This window comes from Microcoleus sp. SVA1B4 (assembly GCF_036700545.1).
Taxonomy (GTDB): Bacteria; Cyanobacteriota; Cyanobacteriia; order Cyanobacteriales; family Microcoleaceae; genus Microcoleus.
This window is the reverse complement of record NZ_JAUBPB010000056.1, coordinates 1-21518: the sequence shown is the minus strand read 5'-3', so window position 1 is coordinate 21518 and position 21518 is coordinate 1. Positions and strand designations below refer to the sequence as shown.

18 protein-coding genes are annotated in these 21518 nt (G+C 45.0%); 11 read left to right on the top strand and 7 right to left on the bottom strand.

The genetic code is table 11. The features are described from left to right. Positions 1–153: 153 nt before the first annotated feature. The 4 genes from QT987_RS21960 (at position 154) to QT987_RS21945 (ending at position 2578) form a co-directional block, all read left to right on the top strand. The gene (locus tag QT987_RS21960) at positions 154–1026 is read left to right on the top strand and encodes an ABC transporter permease (protein ID WP_333244305.1); all 873 of its coding nucleotides are present in this window, start codon (positions 154–156) and stop codon (positions 1024–1026) included. 364 nt (positions 1027–1390) lie between these two features. Beyond that, a complete protein-coding gene (locus tag QT987_RS21955) occupies positions 1391–1600 on the top strand; it encodes a DUF2997 domain-containing protein (RefSeq protein WP_015176940.1) in 210 nt (69 codons plus the stop codon). A gap of 40 nt (positions 1601–1640) precedes the next feature. Next, entirely contained in the window at positions 1641–2027 is a 387-nt protein-coding gene (locus tag QT987_RS21950) for a DUF1257 domain-containing protein (protein WP_333051955.1), read from the top strand. A gap of 80 nt (positions 2028–2107) precedes the next feature. Next, on the top strand, positions 2108–2578 hold the full coding sequence (locus QT987_RS21945; RefSeq protein WP_333244302.1) for a ferredoxin: 471 nt from the start codon (positions 2108–2110) through the stop codon (positions 2576–2578). Between the two features lie 94 nt (positions 2579–2672). Here the strand turns inward: QT987_RS21945 and QT987_RS21940 are convergent, their stop codons facing one another. From QT987_RS21940 to QT987_RS21915, 6 genes are all read right to left on the bottom strand, one after another. Next, entirely contained in the window at positions 2673–2954 is a 282-nt protein-coding gene (locus tag QT987_RS21940) for a YiaA/YiaB family inner membrane protein (protein WP_333244299.1), read from the bottom strand. Positions 2955–3406: 452 nt separating this feature from the next. Further along, positions 3407–4486 carry a hypothetical protein gene (locus QT987_RS21935; protein WP_333244296.1) on the bottom strand — a complete coding sequence of 360 codons (1080 nt, stop codon included), beginning with the start codon at positions 4484–4486 and terminating at the stop codon, positions 3407–3409. Positions 4487–4562: 76 nt separating this feature from the next. Next, complete coding sequence (locus tag QT987_RS21930) at positions 4563–5540, bottom strand: hypothetical protein (protein WP_333244293.1); 978 nt, start codon at positions 5538–5540, stop codon at positions 4563–4565. Between the two features lie 56 nt (positions 5541–5596). Then, entirely contained in the window at positions 5597–5965 is a 369-nt protein-coding gene (locus QT987_RS21925; protein ID WP_333244290.1) for a hypothetical protein, read from the bottom strand. A gap of 59 nt (positions 5966–6024) precedes the next feature. Further along, the gene (locus QT987_RS21920) at positions 6025–6729 is read right to left on the bottom strand and encodes a hypothetical protein (RefSeq protein WP_333244287.1); all 705 of its coding nucleotides are present in this window, start codon (positions 6727–6729) and stop codon (positions 6025–6027) included. Between the two features lie 95 nt (positions 6730–6824). After that, positions 6825–7091: a hypothetical protein gene (locus QT987_RS21915; protein ID WP_006634886.1), complete on the bottom strand. Its 267-nt coding sequence runs from the start codon at positions 7089–7091 to the stop codon at positions 6825–6827. A 254-nt stretch (positions 7092–7345) separates the two neighbouring features. Between QT987_RS21915 and QT987_RS21910 the strand changes: the two genes are divergently transcribed. The 4 genes from QT987_RS21910 (at position 7346) to QT987_RS21895 (ending at position 12211) form a co-directional block, all read left to right on the top strand. Then, a complete protein-coding gene (locus tag QT987_RS21910) occupies positions 7346–7669 on the top strand; it encodes a helix-turn-helix domain-containing protein (protein WP_006634885.1) in 324 nt (107 codons plus the stop codon). 15 nt (positions 7670–7684) lie between these two features. Continuing rightward, the gene (locus QT987_RS21905) at positions 7685–8374 is read left to right on the top strand and encodes an ImmA/IrrE family metallo-endopeptidase (protein WP_333244284.1); all 690 of its coding nucleotides are present in this window, start codon (positions 7685–7687) and stop codon (positions 8372–8374) included. Positions 8375–8460: 86 nt separating this feature from the next. Next, positions 8461–9303, top strand: a complete 843-nt coding sequence (locus QT987_RS21900) for a YheC/YheD family protein (protein WP_333244281.1) — start codon at positions 8461–8463, stop codon at positions 9301–9303. 28 nt (positions 9304–9331) lie between these two features. Beyond that, positions 9332–12211 carry a tetratricopeptide repeat protein gene (locus tag QT987_RS21895; protein ID WP_333244278.1) on the top strand — a complete coding sequence of 960 codons (2880 nt, stop codon included), beginning with the start codon at positions 9332–9334 and terminating at the stop codon, positions 12209–12211. A gap of 104 nt (positions 12212–12315) precedes the next feature. Here the strand turns inward: QT987_RS21895 and argS are convergent, their stop codons facing one another. Next, complete coding sequence (argS, locus tag QT987_RS21890) at positions 12316–14073, bottom strand: arginine--tRNA ligase (protein WP_333244275.1); 1758 nt, start codon at positions 14071–14073, stop codon at positions 12316–12318. 349 nt (positions 14074–14422) lie between these two features. On the opposite strand from argS, the gene QT987_RS21885 reads away from it, so the two are divergent. The 3 genes from QT987_RS21885 to QT987_RS21875 all read left to right on the top strand — a co-directional run bounded on the left by QT987_RS21885 (position 14423) and on the right by QT987_RS21875 (position 21396). Continuing rightward, positions 14423–14818: a hypothetical protein gene (locus tag QT987_RS21885; RefSeq protein WP_333244272.1), complete on the top strand. Its 396-nt coding sequence runs from the start codon at positions 14423–14425 to the stop codon at positions 14816–14818. 862 nt (positions 14819–15680) lie between these two features. Further along, complete coding sequence (locus QT987_RS21880; RefSeq protein WP_333244270.1) at positions 15681–17072, top strand: malic enzyme-like NAD(P)-binding protein; 1392 nt, start codon at positions 15681–15683, stop codon at positions 17070–17072. Between the two features lie 481 nt (positions 17073–17553). Continuing rightward, a complete protein-coding gene (locus QT987_RS21875; RefSeq protein WP_333244267.1) occupies positions 17554–21396 on the top strand; it encodes a PAS domain S-box protein in 3843 nt (1280 codons plus the stop codon). Positions 21397–21518: the final 122 nt, after the last annotated feature.

The following is a 21518-nucleotide window of genomic DNA, read 5'->3' as shown; positions in this document are numbered from 1 at the left end:
ATCTTAAAGGGTCATCCGATTTTAGATTTTAGATTTTAGATTTTAGATTGATCCCACGGCTGATGGTTGGTGGGGATGTTGTCGGGGGCGCTCGCGAGCGTTAATTTATCCTAATAGTTGCCTAATTCCTCAGTTTTTTTGTGATAGCAAAAGATGGAAAATCGAAGATGGAATAAAAACTTAATATTTCCACAGCCGGCTTTTCAACGATTTTGGCGATCGACTTCGGGGAAAATCGGCTTAATTTTGACTGTAGCGCTGACGATCGCGGCACTGTTGGCCCCCCTACTTTCCCCTTACGATTCGGCGGTCGATCGAGATTATTTGTCGCGCTTAGTGGCTCCTAGCGCTAAACATTGGTTTGGCACCGACAGTTTGGGGCGAGATTTGTTGGTGCGGGTGTGGCACGGATTGGGGATATCTTTACTCGTCAGCCTGGTTTCTGTGGGTGCGGGTTTAATTGTGGGAACGCTTTTGGGGCTGGTGGCCGGGTATTTTCGGGGGTTGCTGGAAATGGCGATCGGCACTTTGGCGGATATTTTGTTAGCTTTTCCTTCGATTTTACTGGCGATCGGCGTTGTTACCGTCACCGGGCCGAGCCTGCAAAGCGTAATTATCGCCGTCAGCCTCGTGCAAATTCCGATTTACATCCGCTTAACTCGCAGTATGGTGCTGTCTCTGCGGGAACAAGAATTTGTTTTGGCTGTCAAGGCCTTGGGCGCCAGCGACTTGCGGATTATTTTTCGCCACATTTTGCCCGGAAGTCTCGCGCCTTTAGTTGTACAAGCAACTCTTTCGACTGGTACCGCGACACTAGAAGCTGCCGGTTTGGGTTTTTTGGGTTTGGGCGCACAGCCGCCGGTTCCTGAGTTGGGGACAATGCTTTCTGATGCTTTTAAGGGCGGATACGCTCTTTCGTCTCCTTGGACTATTTTGTTTCCCGGTTTGCTGATTACCTTGACTGTTCTGGGTTTCAACCTTTTGGGGGATGGCCTGCGAGACGTTTTAGACCCCAGAGGGAATTAGAGGGGAAGTGGGGAATTTATACTTTTGCCTTTTACCTTCTGCTTTCTTCCCTCTGCGCCCTCTGCGCCCTCTGCGGTTCATGCCCTCTTCCTTCCTCCTCCCTCTAAAATCTAAAATCTAAAATCTAAAATCGATCGACTTGACTGCTGTCACGATCTACGCGAAACTTTACATACAACTGATGTATTGCTTCTACCTATTAATAACTTCTGTTAAGTTGTGACTCAAAACCTATCAATTAGTCAAAATTGATATAGCGCTTTGTCAGTCAGCCAACTCTCAAGAAGCTACTTCAGGAGGCATCGTCCCTGGCTTGCTGGTGTCGGTGTCTGTTCTCAATATTCCTATTCAGTCAGCCCGCATTATGGAAACACTAGAGTTTGTGATCTATCCAGATGGCCGCGTACAGGAAACAGTCACCGGCATTGTCGGTGCTTCCTGTGCTGAGGTAACGGCTGCAATTGAAGCTCAGCTCGGCGTGGTGCTTCACCAAGAGTCAACATCTGAATATTTCACGCAAGCGCTGCATCAGTCAGCCGAAGCGACGGCCCAAGTGGCTTTTAGCGATTGGTAATTTTTTTTGTTGAGTTCACTTAAATTTTTTTGGAATCACCATGTCACACTTTAGCCAAATTAAGACCCAGATCCGCAATTTGAATTCTTTGGAAGCTGCTTTAACTGACTTGGGTATCGACTGGAAGTCGGGTCCAACTGAGGTGCGTGGCTATCGCGGCCTAACCAGCACCGCTGAGGTCGTGATTGAGCAAACAAACGGCTACGACGTAGGTTTTAGCTGGAACGGGACTGAGTATGAATTGGTGGCTGACTTGCAGTTTTGGCAGCAAGCTTGGTCTGTAGACCGTTTTCTGAATAAGGTGACTCAGCGCTATGCTTACCATACTGTGGTGAATGAAAGCGCTAAGCAGGGTTTCCAAATTTCTGAGCAAAAGCAAAATCAAGACGGTTCGCTCCGCTTGGTGGTGCAACGCTGGTGCGCTTAATAATTTTTTTTCGAGATTTTTGCAATCTTGTCTCATCAAAGTCCGCTTTTGCGGACTTATTTACTATTGTGGGGGTCTAAATGTCTGAGCTTTCTGGACTCGGAATAGATACAGCAATCGATCGCTCTGGTTTAGAGCCGGAGTTGGGGGGATTTTTGCGGGATGCGCCCGATCGCTCTGGTTTGGAACCGGAGTTGGGCGGGGTATTGCGCCAAAAAGGTGTCTATGTTGATGAAATTACCTGCATTGGCTGCAAGCACTGCGCTCACGTTGCTCGCAATACTTTTTATATTGAACCGGATTACGGTCGATCGCGCGTAGTTCGACAAGACGGGGATTCTGAAGAGTTGATTGCTGAGGCGATCGACACTTGTCCGGTGAATTGCATTCACTGGGTTGATTACACCGAACTCAAGAATCTGGAAGAAGAACGCAAGGATCAGGTGATTCCTGTCGTTGGTTTTCCGGTGGATATGGCGACAGTTCAGGCCGGTATTCGCCAGCGCCAAAAGAATAAGTTGGGCGATCGTAAGTTCAAAGGTAGCCATTGAAATCCCCAATTCCCATCCGCAGCTTGAAACCTGTGGCTCAAAAAACAAAAACAGCCCGCCCGGGCTGTTTTTTGTATACATTGTATAATTAAATTTATTTGAGAGGATGGTGCTCAGCGAGAATTTTCTCAACTCTAGCTTCGTCGATTCTGGCAGTTAATGTTGTTGCCTCGTTGTTATCGCGAATGGTTTTTGCTAAAGTAAAAGACGAGCCGACTGAAAAAGTTAAACCCATACCCATAAAAGCTTTCTGCCAGGGGTCTACCTCTAAATAAATGATACCTACAGTAGTGGCGGAAAGCGCAAGAATAAAAGAAACCCAGCACTGAAGTATCCAAGCATTAGTATCTTTTTGGCGTATGATTTGTTTCTGCATAGTGCCTCTAAGTCAAATATATCTTTTGGTGGATTAACTTAAAGCATAGAAAGCGTGAGTGAAGCGGTCAGGAGAGCAGGGGACAGTTTCGATAAGTGAACAGTGCGATCGAACTTTTTACTAAAAATTAAAACGCTGTAGATAGGGTTTGAGCCTCAAGGAAGACTCGCAGCGAGTGGACAGTTTTAAAACAGGACTAAGGAAAGCTTGTTTTTTCTCAAAATAGCGTAATGCACCCAGTACGCACAGGAGACGACCTGTGTAGTAAGCTTCTCCTAGTCTCGTGTTGCGCGGACGAAAGTTTGTCTAGGATCGGTTTCAACCGCCGACTTATCTTAAGCTGTTGTGCATTTAATTTGAACTGTTTATTGAAACTATTGTGGGGTGGGCTTCTAGCCCGCCCGGAATATTCCATTTAAACGCACAACAGCTTTTCTACTTATCTTACTTATCTACTTATTTTTCTGCTGAGTCTTCGCTTGTTCGATCGCAATTTCCCTCACTGCTTGGAACGAATTCAAATTCGACGCACCTTCAATTGCTTTTACCGCCAAATCTTGAACCTGTTTCAAAGCAGAATCCAGTTGTTTCGACAAGCTAGCAAGGCGCGCATCTTGATTTTGAATTGTCTGCAACATCCCTTGAATTTGCAGTTCATAATTTTGCTTTTGCCCTTCGATATCTTTAGCAGACAAATCAGCCTTAACTTTAGCTTGATAATTGCCAATATTGCGGCCGTTATCTTTCCCGTTCTTGATATTCGCTTCCAGTTCTTTCGGGAAAGCTTCTACCTTAGCTTTAACTTCGGCAGATAGTTTTTCGCGTTCCGCAATTAATTTTTCGCGTTCCGCCCACTGTTTCTCCTGTTCTTGCTGAAACTCTTCGATTTCTTGATACAGCCTTTTCTGGCGCTGTTCATATTCTTCGATGTCCATATCTCGCTGAAGATTCAAATCGTAACTATACAATTCTTCATCCCGCTGGCGAGCTTTTTGCTGATTCTCATTGCGTTCTTTAACAGCCAACTTATGGAGTTCCTGCTCTTTTTCCCACGCTTGCCGCCGTTCCAACAATTCCTGTTCAACAGTTTCGCGCTGTTCGCTGAGTTCGCCAGCAAAAGTTTTCGCGCTTTCTTCGTACTGTTGAATTAAATTGTCCAGCGTATCTTCTGCAACATCTTCTAAACTGTGCAACTCTTGCAGTTGTTGAATTTCCTCGCCCACAGTGCGCCGCAATTCTTCGACTTTACCAGCTTCTGAAGTTAATTTTTCCGACAACTCGCTGACAGCCCCACCAAAGCCAAATTGCAGCAAAATCAAATTGTCGATTGTGGACTGCATTTTTTGTTGATTTTGAGTTAAAGCCATTGGTTTTGCTGCCTCCACAATAGGTTTTTCTGGGACTGTTGCTTGTTTTTGGGAAGCGTTTAGCTGTTGGATTTGCGATTCTAACTGCGCTTTTTCTTGCGCTGCTTCCTTGTACGCTTCTAAGATTTCAGCCTTGGTGCTTTTGTCGCTAACTTTTTTGTTCATGACTTTTCATTTCTTAATAGCGTGGAAAATTTCTGTCATTTTTTCGTAAGGTGGGCATTGCACACCCTACTAGGTTTTAAGCTTTGCTGGCAAAAGCTTTCATTGCCAAATCTTGCGCTTGCTTCATCGTGGCTTGCAGTTGGGCGGAAATTTCGGCAATTTGTTCGGTTTGTCGCCCAATTGTCTGCTGTAGAGATTGGACTTTCAATTCATATCCTTGCTTAGTGCTTTCCCATTCTTTATCCACTAAATCTGCCTTGACTTTAGCTTCGCGGGAAACTTCTTGAATTGCTTCTTCTTTGGCTTTGACATAAGCCTGTTTGAGTTCTTCTTCAAATCCGGCGGCTTTTCTTTGATTCTCTTCAAACTCCGCTTGATTGTCGCTGAGGAATTTTTCCCGTTCCACCCAATTTTTCTCTTTTTCGCGAGTAGATTCTTGCAAGTCCCGTTCTAGTTTGCGCTTCGTTTCTTCGTATTCGTCGGTTTCTATTTTGCGAGTGCGCTGTAATTCGTATTGATAATCTGCTGTTTCTTCCTGGCGCTTTTTAGTTATGAGTGCAGCCTCTTCTTGAACTACTGCCTCGAATTCTTGCTGTTCTTTTTCCCAAACCTTGCGTTTTTGGGTCGTGTCTTTTTCGATAATTTCGCGTTGGTTAGCAGCGTTTTGTTCGAGCAGGGTCAATTTTTCTCGGTGCTCTTGAGTTAAAATGTGGAGGGCGTCTGCTACAACTCTGATTTGCTGCAACTCTTGCAATTGTTGGGCTTCGATTTCGATCGCGCGTTTTAATTCGTCTAATTTGGAAGATTCCGCCTTTAGTTTTTCGGAAAGTCCGCTGATGATGCTGCCGAAATCTAATTGTAAGTCGGCCAAGCCTTTGACGATGCTGTCAATTGTGTAGGTGGAAGCGACTTCTAGGAGTTGTTTGTTTTTGGCTTTTTCGGCTGACTGTTCTTTGGTTTCTACTTTGGATTCGATCTTTTTTTTGTCTGCTAAAATCTGCTGAAAGTTTTGCAAAATTTGGGCTTTGCTATCCTTGGCAGTTGCTAGTGTCATAATTGTTTCTTCTCCTGATTATAACTTTTCGAGGCTTTTGAGTGAGACTTTCTCAGTTATTCTAAGTTGCGGAGTTGGCTGAGAATAGCTTGGTATTTTCTGGCTGCGTCGGGTTTTTCTTCGGGATTGGCGCTGGCTAGAGTTCTGAGAATTTTCCAGCAGCGATCGCACCGATTTCCTTCCCAGCAGGCGCACTCATCAATTATACTCAAAAGTGCGCCTTTTAGCAATTGATTTTCGGCTAACAAAGCTCGGTAATTCCGCTGGACTGATTCGGCAACTAAAGTCATGTGCTGGAAGTCTTCGGTGAGACTTTCGATGTCGTTAACTGCGTCTGCCCGAATTTGGTCGAGCAGCTCAAGATTCTCTCTCAAACGACTTTCTTGCAGGTTTGGTTTGGTTTTCAGCTTGGTTAATTTCTTCATTTCAGTCTGTTATAACAGTTATGGCAAAGGCGCGATTAAATCGCGCCTTTACAACAAAATTAGAACAAGTCAGCAGTTAATTGCTCTTCGGCTGGCGGCAGCGAAATACTGCCGTTGGAATTCAAAGCCATAGCATCGTTTTCACCGCCAGCGTGAGCAGCCATCAAGCAGGCAACTTGCTGCGCCGGCAGGTTATCTAAACACACCATTGCCCTTGTTCCTTCTAAGTCAATCATCCGCGATTGATTGCTAGAATCTGACAAAACTGCTGCGGCTTGGTCGATAACCGCCCAATCTTTCCGCTCGTTCCAAGACCATTTTAAGCTGTAGTAGTTGATCGGTTTTACTACTCCGCTGTCGTCTGGTTTCTGGCCGGAATGCTTGACAAATTCGGGAACAAAAATTCCGGTTGCAGGTTCTACGCCGCGAGATTGAACTGATGCTACCAAGCGGTTAAAATCGTTCAAGCTGCGGTTTTTGATGTAGGTCACCATGACAACTCCTTGCGGCAGTTCGCCACTTTCTGCGACAAACCACAGTTGACCCCACAGTGTGTGGGAAGTTTGACCGAGGGAACCGAAGAATTTGGAGAATTTGAGGATTGTCATGGAACACTTGGAACCGTAGTCTGTATCGCCGATCGCCCATTGGCCACTTTGGCAATTGTTACGCACTGCGATCGGGATTTCTGGTACTAGCAAAGCATTGCTCGGTTTGGCACCAAATACTGAAAATGTAGGTCTTTCTTGTGTTTTAGTAGTCATTGTTCGTTTTTCCTTAGTTATTTATTGCTGCTTTACGGAGAATTGGTAGTTGGTAATCCGTTAAATCTCGTACATTGCTCGTAGCAGAACTTCGATTACCTAATGAGATGTGTTGTCGCTTTTGGTTCTGGATAGGTATACTCAAGCATCGCCTCTTGTTGAGCTTTGATAATCCGCAGCGCGGCGAGCAAATGCTCTAACGTTTCTAAGTGCGCTGGGGTGAAGTGGATGCTGAAGCCTTCGCCATCCCGCGCGTAGCCCGGACAAACCAGTGAGGCTGAGCTTTGTTCTTCGTGGGTGGCGATGTATAGCCAGTCATCGTCTTCGAGCTTGTAATGCGTGTCTGTCCAGGTTCTCAGCATTTGCGATCTGCTCCTCCTTATTTGCTGCGTACAAGCGTTTTGACGCCCAGCGCTTCTCACTCCTCTGAATTTAAAGGCGCTATATGTAGCGTGTGAGCTAGGCTAATTTGCACCGTTAAATCTACCAGTCTGGGTTAGCGGGTTGATTAAACCGTCAACTAACCTCATGGTAGCGCGGGTTGATTTTCCCGTCAAGTATTTTGTTGAACTTTTCATCAAAACAGGCTAGAATGCTTGTCAGGAGGCGAAAAACCGTGGAACAAACATTTGGAAGACTGATCCGTCAAGCTCGCAAGGACAAAGCTTACTCACAACGTGAGCTAGCAGCTATGCTAAGTGTGGACTTTACTTATTTGTCGAAGTTGGAGAACGATCGAGCGGATTATGCGCCAAAAGAGGAGGTAATCCGAGCATTAGCGCGAAATCTCGACATAAACGAAGAGGAATTGATTTTCCTGGCGGGGAGACTGCCGCAGCAGTACGAAGCGCTGCTGAAGCAGAATCCGAAGGAAATGCAGGCTCTTTTCCGCCGGATGCAAGAAAATCCAGATTGGCTCAAACAGTCTTTTGAAGCGTAAGAGAGGCCCCTCATAGTGAGTATTTTTAAGCCGTATTGCTTCTATCCCAAAGAATCGATCGAGCGTTTGGCAAATGACATCTTGATGCAGATGCAGAAAACGCAAAATTTTGCTCCGAGATGGCCTTTTGATGCGACAACGGTTGCTGATTTTCTGGATTTGGGCGTAGTTTGGGAGTGCATTGAGCCGGATGAAGAAGGTGCGATCGCGGCGAGGATTTTGCCGCAGCAGCGGTTAATCGAAATCAACGAACAGATTCTCGAAAAACCCCCAGGCTTCATCGAATCGACGATCGCCCACGAAATCGGCCACTGGGTGCTACACGTCAATCAAGACGAAGCAGACGGCACTGTGGAACAGTTGGAATTAAACTTAGGGAATGAAGGAAAAACCGCCCAGGATGTCGAGGAACCGTTTGTTTGTCGGGGTGCGAGTGCTGAGAATAAGGTTTTGTCGATCGAATGGCAAGCGCAATATTTTGCAAGCTGTTTGTTGATGCCTCGGTGTATTTTGGAGGAAAAAAGACAGGGACGCGATTTAACTAAGTGGTCGCATTTATACAAAATGAGAGATGAATTGGGAGTGAGCATTTCCAATTTGACCAACCGCTTGCAAGAATTCGATTGGATATATATTCCCAAGGGAACTCGCGAGATTTATGCCGGGAAAGATGCCGCAAACGGGCAGCAGCGGTTGTTTGGATAAAATTTGATTAAATTTGAGATGAGAGAATTGCGATCGGTTCTCCAATCTCAGATATTTAAAATTACTTTCTAATTAAGTTACATTTTATGCTAACCAATATTGAAATCCTGCTGGCAGCTTGTGAGGAATTAAATATCCCTTACGAAATCCTGCATCCTTCCCAAAACTTGATTAGACTCAAACAGGGCGGCGAAGAATTTTATTTTGTCAATTACATGACGCCATTTAACAGCGCGTCAGTAGCAGAGATTTTTAAAGACAAAGAATATACCGATCAACTATTAAACGGCAAAATAAATACTCCCCGAACTCTCGGTTTTGTCTCCCCTCACTGCGAGGAGAAGTATAAAAAGTATTTGATTTTCCCAGATATTGAATCAATAGTTTTAGAAGTAAACAAAAAATTCGCTTTCCCGGTGATTCTCAAAAGAAATCGCGGTTATGGTGGCAACAATGTTTTTTTGTGTGAAAGTAGAGAGCAAATTAAAGCAGCCCTAGAAATTATATTTAACGTCAACAGCAAAGATTATGACTATGTGGCGCTAGCTCAAGAATACATCGAAATTGCCCACGAATATCGGGCTGTATTCTGCAAAAAAAAGCTAGTTTTGCTGTACGAGAAAGACAAATCTCAGGCGAAATTTGCGGGGAATTTAAGCCCGCTGCACTGGGAAGGTGCAAAAGCCAAACATATAATTAACCCAAATCTCATGTCTGAGATTGAAGATTTTGTTAAACCTGTTTTTGCCGAAATGGCGATTAATTATGCGGGGCTTGACATAGCACTAGATAAAAACGGAGCATATTGGTTAATTGAAATTAACTCAAGTCCCAATTACGATATATTTGTCAGAGATAACGATCGCCAAATTGTCGTAACAATGTTTAAAGGTATTCTGGATACCTTGGTTGTTAACAAAAAGTCGTAAATGCTCGATTTTAGAGAGGACATAAACTATGGACTGTCAGCAGCTTAGACAACTCATCAGCCAGCCCGAAGGTTTGAAATTAGACTTCAAACGGGAACTGCACAAATTAAAACACCCCAATAAAGATTATGCCAAGCAGCAACGCGATGAGTTCATCAGAGATATTCTATCACTAACTAATGGCAATTTTAACACCGCTGACCAAACAGGCTATCTGATTATAGGGGTTGGAGATGAGTTAAGGTCTGATGGTACGAGAGATTTATTTGATATTAGCAACCCGCTCATCCCCAAACAAATTCTGCAAAGGGTGAACTCGGCCTGCGCTCCTCCTATTCCAGATGTTCACTGTGAAACAGTTGAGATAGATGGCAAAAATATTTTCGTTGTTTCTATCCCGCCGAGTCCCCATTTACACTGGACGATCAGAGATTTAACAACACCGAGTACAACCTATTCTGCTGACACTGTTTTTATCAGGCGAAATGAGGAAATATTTCCGGCAACTCCAGAAGAGTGCGATGTCATTCTGAGGGAAAAGGAGCGATTCTTTGCCAAACCGAGGCGTGAGAAATACGATAATCTTACTCGCAGTAGTGTGGTGGAGTTTGTAGGGCGAGAACAGGATATTGAAAAGCTAGATGAGTTGTTCCAGCAACAGAAAAATCTGCCTGCTGTCGCTATTATTGGCATGGGCGGGGTTGGCAAAACAGCACTTGCCGATCGCTATGGGCAGCGACATTTACAGCGGTTAGGTGACGGTGCAGGCGGTGTTTGTTGGATTGATGTCAGAAATGGAGATGTAGGGCTTCAAATTGTGAGTTTTGCGCGGAGTCTCTTAAACCTGAAGCCGCCAGAGGATTTGGATTTACCAAATCAGTTGAGGTACTGCTGGCAAAATTGGCCATCGGGAGAGGTGCTGATTGCGTTCGATAATGTCACAGACTACAAGCAGGAGGTAAAGCCTTATTTGCCGCCAAAATCATCTGGGTTTAAGGTGCTGATTACATCGCGGGAACAGTTGGGGCGAGGTTTGGCGTATTTGCAATTGGATGAACTGAAAGCAGAGGCGGCACTGAGACTGTTGGAAGTGCTGATTGAAGATGGCCATCGCTTTCAACAGGAATTAGATGTTGCCGAACAAATATGTGAGTGGCTTGGCTATTTGCCCTTGGGGTTGGAATTAGTGGGGTGTTATCTCTATAATCGCCGGGATTTGTCGTTGGAGGCAATGCTGTCTTTACTGGAGGAAAAGCGACTCAGACACATAGCTGTCCAAAAACCTGACCCGACAATGACGGCCCAATTAGGGGTAGCTGCTGCTTTTGAGTTAAGTTGGGAGCGATTATATGAAAACGCCCAAAAATTGGGCTGTATGCTGAGTTTATTTGCCTTAGCTGACATTCCTTGGTGGCTAGTGAAAGGAGCATACCATTATCTGCTCACCTCAGAAGATGAGGAGATTGATTTAGAACTTTTGGAAGAAGCGAGAGCTGATTTATTGAATTGCCATCTGCTAAAGTATACGAGTGATACAGCCTGTCGTTTGCATCCCCTAATTCGAGAATTTTTGAGGGGGAAGCGAGAAGAATCAATACAGGTGAATGAACTGAAAAAAGCATTTGTAAACGCAATGGGGACAGTCGCGGATCAAATCCCTGACTCACCCACTTATCAGAAGATTCAAATAGCTGCTCCTGCTATTCCCCATGTCGCAGAGATAGTCAAAGACAAAGAGTTGCGGGATTTACTGAATGACAAGTATTTAACAGTGCCTTTTGTAGGCTTGGGTCGATTTTATAAAGGTCAAGGATTATACGATCAAGCATTACCTTGGTTTGAGCAATGTCTATCCGTAACTCGATCGCATTTTGGCTCAGAGCATTCCCAAGTGGCAACCAGCCTCAACAATTTGGCTTGGGTCTACCGAGCTCTAGGTCGCTATAGGGAAGTTGAACCCCTATTAGTAGAAGCTTTGGAACTGGACAAACGCTTACTTGGAGAACAAAATGTTTGCGTATCAATCAGCTTAATCAATCTCGCTAGCCTCTGCCAGCTTCAAGGTCGTTATGATGACGCTGAAACTATGTTTTTGCAAGCCTTAGAGCTAAGCAAATACTGGCGTGAAGAACAACACAAAACTCATCTAATAACCTGCTTGGAACATCTGGTAGCACTATATTTTGAACGAGGTGAATATGAAAAAGCTAAATCTCTATTAATGCGAGCTATAGAGGAGAGGAAAGACTTTAGCGATGTCAACCACTTGCCTACTTTACTGACCTATCTAGCACGTATTTACAAGCATCAGCAACGCTACCCTGAAGCTGAAAAATTTTATAAGCAAGCCTTGGAAAAAACAAAGCAGTTGGTGGGAGGAAACCATCCTGATGTCGCAATAAATCTGAATAATCTAGCGCTGTTCTACCTTGAAACAGAGTGGCACATCAACAAAGCAGAATCTTTATTGATTCAAGCTTTGGAACTGAGAAAAAAATTCTGTGGAGAAGAACATCTTGATGTGGCAACCGTTCAACATCATTTAGCAGCATTATATGATATTCAAGATCGCTATAGTGAAGCAGAGCCTCTGCATTTACAAGCTTTAAAAACAAGGATTCGCTGCCTAGGAAAAGAGCATCTGGATGTGGCAAGGAGCTTCAAAAGTCTGGCTATTTGTTATTTGCAACAGGAACACTATAGTGCAGCGGGGAGGTTAATGCTACAAGGTTTAGAAATTCTTCAGCAAAAGTTAGGCTCGAAGCATCCTGAAACTATTGAGTGCCAGATAAGCCTTGCAATGCTTTACCAATTGCTCAATTCCACAGAGAGAGACTTGCCAAATTTTAAACATAAAGGTAAGAAAGGAAAATCTCCGAAAAAGCGAAATAAATTCTGGGAACTGTAAAATTTATAAAATACTGTTTGGGGCGGTGCGTGAGTATAAACAGTCTCATCATCTAGATTCAACTATTTATTGCTCTCACGCACCCTACAGCTACAAACTTTATATCACATTCTTTCCAACACCTTAATCCCCAACAACTCCAAACCCAACTTCAAAGTCCTCGCAGTCAAATCGCACAAAATCAACCGCGAAGTCCGCAACGGTTCCTCAGCTTTCAAAACCGGACATTGCTCAAAAAATTGATTGAACTTTTGACTCAATTCAAACAAATACTGACAAATTCGATTCGGCAACAAATCGCCGCCAACAGCATTTACAACTTCATTCAACTGCAATAAATGCTTTGCCAATACCAACTCGGCATCGGATTGCAAAATCACTTTTGCACCAGCATCTAAGTTATCAAAATTAATCTCACCTTTGCGGCGAATTCCCTGCACGCGCACGTAAGCATACAGCATATATGGAGCGGTATTTCCTTGCAAAGCGAGCATTTTGTCGTAACTAAATACATAGTTGCTGGCGCGATTTTGACTTAAATCGGCATACTTAACCGCACTCAAACCAATTGTTCGAGATACGTTAGCAATGAATTCCTCAGTTTCCTGTCTTTCCTCGGCTTTTAATCTGTCTTCCAAATCTTGGCGCGTGCGGACGATCGCCTCATCTAACAAATCTTGCAGCCGTACTGTTTCCCCAGAACGAGTTTTGAGTTTTTTGCCGTCTTCTCCCAATACCAAACCGAAGGGAATGTGGACAATTTCGACATCTTCAGGAATCCAACCGGCTTTTCTCGCTACTGCAAATACTTGGGCAAAGTGGTTTGCTTGTCCCGAATCTGTGACGTAAATTATGCGCTTTGCATTGTCTTTTTGGATGCGGTAGCGCACTGCTGCTAAATCTGTTGTGGCGTAGTTGTATCCGCCGTCGGTTTTTTGGACAATTAGCGGGAGGGGTTCGCCTTCTTTATTGGTGAAACCGTCTACAAAAACGCATTTCGCGCCGTCACTTTCTACTAGCAAACCTAGATTGGTTAAATCTTCGACTACTGCGGGCAATAATGGATTGTAAAACGATTCGCCGCGTTCGGTTAATTTGATATCGAGCAAATCGTAGATTACTTGGAATTCACGGCGGGATTGATCGCACAGCAATTTCCAAGCGCGGCGGGTGTCTTCGGCGCCTGCTTGCAGTTTTACTACTTCTTGGCGGGCGGTTTCTTTGAAGGTTTCGTCTGTGTCGAAGCGCTGTTTTGCTTGGCGGTAAAATGCGACTAAATCGCCTAAGTCTAAGGCGTCAGCGGTTGTGAGGGCTTCGGGGTGAACTTCGCGCAAGTATGCGATCAGCATTCCGAATTGGGTTCCCCAGTCGCCGATGTGGTTGATTCTGAGTACGTCGTGGCCTTGAAATTCGAGGATGCGGGCGATCGCATCTCCGATGATTGTCGATCGCAAGTGTCCGACGTGCATTTCTTTAGCGATATTCGGACTCGAAAAGTCGATCGCGATTGTCTGAGGAGTTTTCGCGGGTTCAATCCCCAAACGCGAGTCGGCGGCTATGGCGCTAATTTGCGCTTCCAAATAAGCGGGTTTGAGCTTCAAATTGATAAAACCGGGCCCGGCGATTTCTGGGGTTTCGCAGATGTCAGTAATATCTAGGTTTTCGATGATTGTCGAGGCGATCGCCCGTGGGGGCTTTCCTAACTTTTTCCCCAAACTCATCGCCGCGTTGCACTGAAAGTCCCCAAAGTTGGGATTGCTGGCGGCGGCTAGCATCGGATCTGCACCTGCATAACTTTCGCCGAATGCAGCGGTGAATGCTTTTTCAAATTTTGCTTTTAACTGTTGGGCGATCGAGTTCATGTTTAATATTTTGATTGGATGTTTATTTTAAACTCTAGATTCAGCACTTTTTGCCAATAATACTCTTACTACTTAGGTAATTTCCCTCTGGTTCTCTCCCTCTGCCCCTCTGGCCCTCTCCTCACCTACTAGGAAATTTTGTACTTAGCTTTGAGCTGGTGATGCGATCAAAATCGCTGACCGTAATAGCACAGAGTACATTTTATCACAGTTGTGATCGCTACACAAATTAAAAATTATCACATCTAGCCAATGATCTCGATCGCTAGATAATTTTGTTAAATCGCTTACATTAAGGTATGTTAAAATTTTTTCAATGCACCCAAAAATCCTACGAAAGGAAGTAGTTATGTTACCTCAACCTATTTTTGGCGATCGCTCTCTGACAATCGCCTTTTATCAAGCAGTAATCGATCGCTTCTACGACGGTTTCAGTCTCTCCACCCAAGCACTATTGCGAGAGTGTACCCTCGGCTTTGCCCCTTGTCCCGATGGAGTCAAAACCTTTTTCATCATCGCGCCGAGTCTGGATGCAGCAGAGCAACTAATGGAAAAAATGGACAGTATTTTGGAGCGAGTTGCCGAACTCATGGCTGGAGTCGGACAAGTTGCCCTGTGTATAGTTCCCGCCGGCAGCGAAGCAGAGCAACCGGTTGATCTGCAAGACTTAGAAAAAGTTCCCCCAGATTGTCTGGCTTGCAAATTCTTTACAATTATATGGGCCGATGCTGCGGCCGATCGATAACTTGACAGTTAGCAACCAGCAACTCAACAAGGTTCGGCTGAACCTGTGCCTGTACCGGCGCGGGGTAGATTGTCTGTTAGTTACAATCCCTGGAATTATCGGGCAAAGCGTGTAGGTAATTCGATCGTTGGCAAGGTTGCAGTCGCAATCCTTTGCAAGTGTCAAACAAGCAGACAAAATATATATCAAAAGCCCGCTTGTCAGTCGCTCAAATTTTTACCTGCCGGCTCAAACAGCCGTGCATCTACTTTTTACATTCCCAATAAAGGCCACCAAAAAGCCGCATCAACTCTTCTGGGTGTCTCGCTTCAAAAGACAGCAGCAGGAATTAGGCGGTATCGCTAGACAATAGATTTTTGCGAAATATCTGCTGATGTTCAGAATAAGCAGAAATATTCTCAAAAATAGATAAGACTTTCGCACTTTGACCGAAAGCATCCCGGATACAAGCCCCCGGATTCATCCGTCCCGAAATAAAAAACCTGTATCCGATAAAGGAGTCCCCGAATTTATCCGTGGGGTCAATGCTTCAATTCTTTAATCTAAAATCTAAAATCTAAAATCTAAAATCGATTGACCTCAGAAACCGGGTTTCTACCCCCGCGCTTCATATTCGCGGTTGGCGGGGAAATTGACAGAAAATAGGCTATTTGTGGGAGAGTCACCAGCTAGAAACAGAGCAAAGCTTTACTCAAAAAAAGAGCAGTTTTCCAGCGACACCCCTGGCAGTGCAGAGCGATCGCACCACAGGCTCATAGAATTTGTTAAAAATTTCCGTTGAAAATTTGAATTATTAAATTTTATGCCTAACATTGGCGATAAAATCTAAGATTGAAATTCTCAAATCTGAAATCAAGGAATCATGGTAAAACTGACACCGAACCCCAGCTTTAGTTTAACAATTCGGGTTGCTCTGCCGAACCAGCCGGGAATGCTGGCAAGAGTCACCAGCGCGATCGCATCTGTGGGAGGCAACTTCGGCCAAATCGACTTGATCGAGCAAACCCGCGCCACTACCGTTCGCGATATCACCGTCGATGCTTACAGCCTCGAACATAACGAAGAAATAGTCCAAGCAGTTAAAGGACTGCCAGATATTAAAGTGATCGAGGTGTACGATCGCACTTTCAACTTGCACCGCGGCGGCAAAATCAGCGTAGTTAGCAAAATTTCCCTCAAACGCCAGTCGGATTTAGCTATGGCATACACTCCTGGAGTGGGCCGCATCTGCACGGCGATCGCCAATGACCCCCAACAAGTTTATAACCTCACAATCAAACAAAATACTGTTGCCATTGTTACCGACGGTAGCGCAGTTTTGGGATTGGGAAACCTCGGCCCTGCCGCCGCACTGCCAGTCATGGAAGGCAAAGCCATGCTATTTAAAGAATTTGCAGGTATTGACGCCTTTCCTATCTGTTTGAACACCCAAGATACCGAGGAAATTATTCGCACAGTGCAGAATATCGCCCCGGTTTTTGGCGGCGTTAATCTCGAAGATATTTCTTCTCCCCGCTGCTTTGAAATCGAAGCAAGATTGCGGGAAACCTTAGATATTCCCATTTTTCACGACGACCAGCACGGCACTGCAATTGTCAGTTTGGCAGCATTAATTAATGCCTTGAAAATCGTCAAAAAAACCATCTCAGAAGTGTGTATCGTGATAAACGGAGCCGGTGCGGCCGGAGTCGCGATCGCCCGCTTGCTGCGTAAAGCAGGTGCCCAAAACATCATCATGTGCGACTCCAAAGGCGTCCTCTCCGAAGACCGCACGGATATGAACCCAGAAAAACTAGAATTTGCCGTGGCTTCGAGCGGTACTTTGGAAGATGCGATCGCCGGTGCCGATGTATTTTTAGGCGTCAGCGCCCCCGGCGTAGTCACCCGATCGATGGTGCGTTCGATGGCCGAGAATCCCATTGTTTTTGCAATGGCAAATCCCATTCCCGAAATTCAGCCAGAATTAATTATGGAAGATGCGGCGATCATAGCAACCGGACGCAGCGATTACCCGAATCAAATTAACAATGTTTTGGCATTTCCGGGGATATTTCGAGGCGCTTTGGACTGCAAAGCTGCCACGATTACGCCCACTATGTACTTGGAAGCAGCTTATGCGATCGCCTCTTTAGTCAGTCCTTCTCAGCTTGACAAAGAGCACATTATACCCTCGGTTTTTGACGAAAGAGTTGCCATTGCTGTCGCCGGTGCAGTGCAGTTGGCCGCTCGATCCGAAGGTATTGCCCGCGATTAATTGAAGGAAGTTCGGCAACGGATTCGCTCGACGGATGTCACGGATGTCACGGATGTAATGGATGTCCGTCGGAAGAGGGAAGAAGGAAGAAGGTTGGAGGGAAGATACCATGTATAAATTAATGGTCTTTGTACCAGTTTTGTACTTCTTCTTTTGTGATTTTTCGGGTTTCTTCTCATTCCCTCTTTCCTCCTCCCCGGTGATTATTACTCACTTTTGTTTCCCCATCTTGTCTTTTTCCTCAACATCCATCCGTTAAATCCCGATCGCGCGATCGTTGCCGAACTTCCCTCGAACCTTGAACCTCCAACCTCTTCCTTCTTCCCTCCAAGCTCAGCATTTATCCGTTACATTTGTTAAATCCCGTAGAGGGATCGTTGGCGAACTTCCTTCTTCCCTCTTTTTTAATTAAGGATAAAACTCACAGCAATAAACAAGATAATAAAGATATAATTAAATAAACCAAGTCCAGCTAGGTCAGATGCAAAGCCAGTTAGGAAAAGCCAAGCGCAATCGCTCCCGTTGCCAATTGTTAGAACTGTGCCCGATAGGGCTGGCATTGTGCCGGACGGACGGGACTTTTCTCGACGTAAATCCAGCTTTTGCAAGTATTATCGGCCGCACAGTTGCAGAAACTCTCCACCTCAACTACTGGGAAATTCAGCAAACACAGTGCGCGCACCCAGAAAAATATCTAGAATGTCAAGCAGAAAATAGCCACACGCACCTGTGCGAAGCAGCATACAAACATAAAAACCAGCATCTCGTACCCGTGCGAGTTTCCGAGCGGGCAATTGAAACAGAGGGACTGTGCGCGATTTGGCTAAGTGTTGAAGAAATCTTTAATAATCGGGATCAAAATAGCGCTCCCCTAGAATCAGCGTCGCCACACAGCAATTCACATCTAGAAAAATTGCTGACAAAGCAGACTGCGGAACTGGAAAAAACTCATAAACTACTCGAAGAAAAAATCGCCGAACTGGAACAGGCTCAAGAAAAATTGCGCCTGCAAAGTCAAATTATCGACCAAATTCACGAGGCGGTAATTTCTACAGATATGGACGGCTCGATCACCATGTGGAATCAAGCCTGCCAAAAGTTATACGGCTATGAAGCAACTGAGGCTATCGGACAGCACATTTCTCTAATTTACCCGCCAGAAGAACACGAATTTTTGTTACAGCAAGTCATCAAACCGCTACAAGAAAAAGGCGAGCATGAAATAGAAGTTATAACACGCCGTAAATCGGGAGAAAAATTTTACTCGCACCTGATGCTCTCGCTATTGAAAGACAACACGGGAGAAGTTGTGGGGATGATGGGATCTTTAACCGATCTCAGCGTTTGCAAAGCTTTAGAACAAGAATTAGCACAAAGACAAGGACTATTTGATGCCTTTTTAAATGAGGCTCCGGCGGGACTTTGTATTTTGGACTCGCAGTTGCGCTACGTGCAAATTAATCAATTTTTAGCAGAAATAAATTGCCTGAGCCCAGCAGCTCACATCGGCAAGACTGTACGCGAAATATTGCCAAATATCGCTCCCATAATAGAGCCTTTGTACGAAAAAATTTTGAGGACAAAACAACCATTAATTAACATAGAGATGAGTGGTGACAACCCCAGAAAGCCTGGGTTTGTCCGACACCTAACAGGCTCTTATTTTCCCTTGCTAGACAAAGATGGCGAGGCGATCGGCATCGGTGCAGTTGTAGTTGACATTAGCGATCGCAAACAAGCAGAAGCTGCGCTGCAAAAAAGCGAACAGCTTTACCGCACTATGGCAAGCAACATTCCTAATGGTGCGGTGATGTTGTTCGATCCAGAAATGCGCTACACGCTGGTAGAAGGTACAGAATTAGCCGCCGTGGGACTTGCAAAAGAATTGATGGAAGGCAAGACAATCTGGGAAGTGTTCGAGCCAGATTTTTGCGCTGCTGTCGAGCCAAATTATCGGGCGGCACTGGCAGGAGAAACAGTTGTTACAGAATTTATTTACAGCGATCGCGTCTACGTCGGTTATACTTTGCCAGTCAGAAACGAACGGCAAGAAATTATCGGCGGATTGCTAATGACTCAAAACATTACGGCTCGCCAGTTAGCAGAAGAAGCGCTCAGAGAAAGCGAGGAAAAATACAGGTGCATTGTCGAGACAGCAGACGAAGGAATTTGGATGATAGATACGGAGGGTAAAACTACTTTTGTTAACCAAAAAATGGCTAATATGCTCGGCTGCACTCCAGAGGAAATGATCGGAAAGTCGCTATTTGCTTTCATGGATGCAGAAGGCATCGCGATCGCACAAATCAGCCTCGAACGTCGCCGTGAAGGAATTCGCGAACAGCTCGATTTTAAGTTCCGTAGCCGAGACGGCAGGGACTTGTGGGCGATGGTTTCTACTAATTCCTTGGTAGATAAACAGGGACGCTATGTGGGCGCTTTGGCAATGGTTGCCGACATTACCGATCGCAAGCAAACAGAAGCCGCATTGCAGCAGTCGGAAGCCAAATTTCGATCGCTCTACGAATTAACCAGTTTGCCTGTTTTTATGCTATGTGACAATGCCATCACCGATGCCAACACAGCCACCCTAAAACTATTCGGCTGCACCGCCCCGCAACAGTTGTACGGCCAAAACCCTGGCACACTCTCGCCTCCTTTTCAACCCAACGGCAGAGATTCTTTGAGCTTGGCCCACGACATGATAGCCATCGCCTTTGAGCGGGGAAAGCACCGTTTTGATTGGGTTCATCAGCGCTTAGACGGTACTGATTTTCCCGCAGAAGTGGTGCTGACAATCATCGAGGTGGGAAATGAAAAAATTATCCAAGGAGTGATCCAAGATTTAACCGATCGCAAACTTGCAGAAGAAACTTTAGTGCGATCGGAACAAGCCCTCAGACAGCAAGCTCAGAGAGAACAACTACTCAATCAAATTGCCAACCAAATCCGCACTTCTTTAGATTTAGACACAATTGTAGAAACCGCAGTTCAAGAAATTCGCAATCTGATGCACCTAGATTGGTGCATCTTCACTTGGTATCGCCCCAACAACAATCCTCCGGTTTGGGAAGTAACTTACGAAGCGAAGAATGCAGATTTGCCGAGTATGATTGGCACTTATTCTGTAGAGGACAAATCTAGTCTCGCAGTGCGACAGATTTTGCGGCGAGAAATTCTGCGAATTGATGATGTCAGCACTTTTGAAGATGTAGAATTGCGCGAACTTTTCCAGGCTTCAAATTTTAACTCAGTGCTGTCGCTGCCAATTCATACTGCTGCCGGCGATATTGGGGTGATTACCTGCTATCAGGCTATCTCCGTGCGAAATTGGAGCGAATCGGAAGTCGAACTGATGCAAGCGGTGGTCGCTCAAATTGCGATCGCGATCGACCACGCTGAACTTTACACCCAAACCCGCAAAGCTGCCAGACTAGCTCAAGCTCAAACTCAACAGCTAGAAGAAACTTTGCGCGAACTCCAACGTACCCAAACTCAATTAATTCAAAGTGAAAAAATGTCTAGTTTGGGACAGTTAGTAGCAGGTGTCGCCCACGAAATTAACAACCCGGTTAATTTTATCTATGGCAATCTCAGCTACACCAGCGAATACACTCAAAACTTGCTAAAAATGCTGCGACTTTACCAGAAAGAATACCCGCAGCCTACCGCAAGAATTGTAGATGCAAGGGAAGACTTGGAAATTGATTATCTCATTGAAGATTTACCTAAAATTTTAGCATCTATGAAAGTCGGAGCCGATCGCATCCGCGACATAGTTTTGAGCCTGCGGACTTTCTCAAGACTTGACGAAGCCGAAAAAAAACAAGTTGACATTCACGAAGGCATTGAAAGCACGCTGCTAATTTTGCAAAACCGCCTGAAACATAAAGCCGATCACCCGACAATTAATGTGATTAAAGAATACGGTAATTTGCCTTTAGTTGAATGTTATCCCGGTCAGTTAAATCAAGTATTTATGAATTTGTTGAGCAATGCGCTAGACGCATTGGAAATGGAGATGAAGAAATCCGATCGCACCGACAAAAATCTCGCAATTACGATTCGCACCCAAGTAACCGACAATAACAGCGTTGCCATATGGATAGCTGACAGCGGCCCTGGGATGAGCGAAGATGTGCAAAAGCGCTTGTTTGACCCGTTTTTCACTACTAAACCCATTGGCAAAGGAACTGGCTTAGGATTGGCAATTTCGCACTCTATTATAGTAGAAAAACACGGTGGCAAGCTTTCTTGCAATTCTGTATTGGGAGAAGGTTCCGAATTTGCGATCGAGATTCCTCTGCAGCAAAAAATAAATTAAAACCCGTTGCATTGGTATCATATCATCTCCGATCGATCGACCGGATTTGATAAGGATCGCGAATTAAATAACTTACAATTTTAATTGTTATTGTGGGATGGGCGTCCCGCCCGTCCTTTTTG

Coding starts and splice junctions, on each gene's coding strand:
- QT987_RS21960 (WP_333244305.1), top strand. CDS start 154: ATGGAAAATCGAAGATGGAATAAAAACTTAATATTTCCACAGCCGGCT.
- QT987_RS21955 (WP_015176940.1), top strand. CDS start 1,391: ATGGAAACACTAGAGTTTGTGATCTATCCAGATGGCCGCGTACAGGAA.
- QT987_RS21950 (WP_333051955.1), top strand. CDS start 1,641: ATGTCACACTTTAGCCAAATTAAGACCCAGATCCGCAATTTGAATTCT.
- QT987_RS21945 (WP_333244302.1), top strand. CDS start 2,108: ATGTCTGAGCTTTCTGGACTCGGAATAGATACAGCAATCGATCGCTCT.
- QT987_RS21940 (WP_333244299.1), bottom strand. CDS start 2,954: ATGCAGAAACAAATCATACGCCAAAAAGATACTAATGCTTGGATACTT.
- QT987_RS21935 (WP_333244296.1), bottom strand. CDS start 4,486: ATGAACAAAAAAGTTAGCGACAAAAGCACCAAGGCTGAAATCTTAGAA.
- QT987_RS21930 (WP_333244293.1), bottom strand. CDS start 5,540: ATGACACTAGCAACTGCCAAGGATAGCAAAGCCCAAATTTTGCAAAAC.
- QT987_RS21925 (WP_333244290.1), bottom strand. CDS start 5,965: ATGAAGAAATTAACCAAGCTGAAAACCAAACCAAACCTGCAAGAAAGT.
- QT987_RS21920 (WP_333244287.1), bottom strand. CDS start 6,729: ATGACTACTAAAACACAAGAAAGACCTACATTTTCAGTATTTGGTGCC.
- QT987_RS21915 (WP_006634886.1), bottom strand. CDS start 7,091: ATGCTGAGAACCTGGACAGACACGCATTACAAGCTCGAAGACGATGAC.
- QT987_RS21900 (WP_333244281.1), top strand. CDS start 8,461: ATGCTAACCAATATTGAAATCCTGCTGGCAGCTTGTGAGGAATTAAAT.
- QT987_RS21895 (WP_333244278.1), top strand. CDS start 9,332: ATGGACTGTCAGCAGCTTAGACAACTCATCAGCCAGCCCGAAGGTTTG.
- argS (WP_333244275.1), bottom strand. CDS start 14,073: ATGAACTCGATCGCCCAACAGTTAAAAGCAAAATTTGAAAAAGCATTC.
- QT987_RS21885 (WP_333244272.1), top strand. CDS start 14,423: ATGTTACCTCAACCTATTTTTGGCGATCGCTCTCTGACAATCGCCTTT.
- QT987_RS21880 (WP_333244270.1), top strand. CDS start 15,681: ATGGTAAAACTGACACCGAACCCCAGCTTTAGTTTAACAATTCGGGTT.
- QT987_RS21875 (WP_333244267.1), top strand. CDS start 17,554: ATGCAAAGCCAGTTAGGAAAAGCCAAGCGCAATCGCTCCCGTTGCCAA.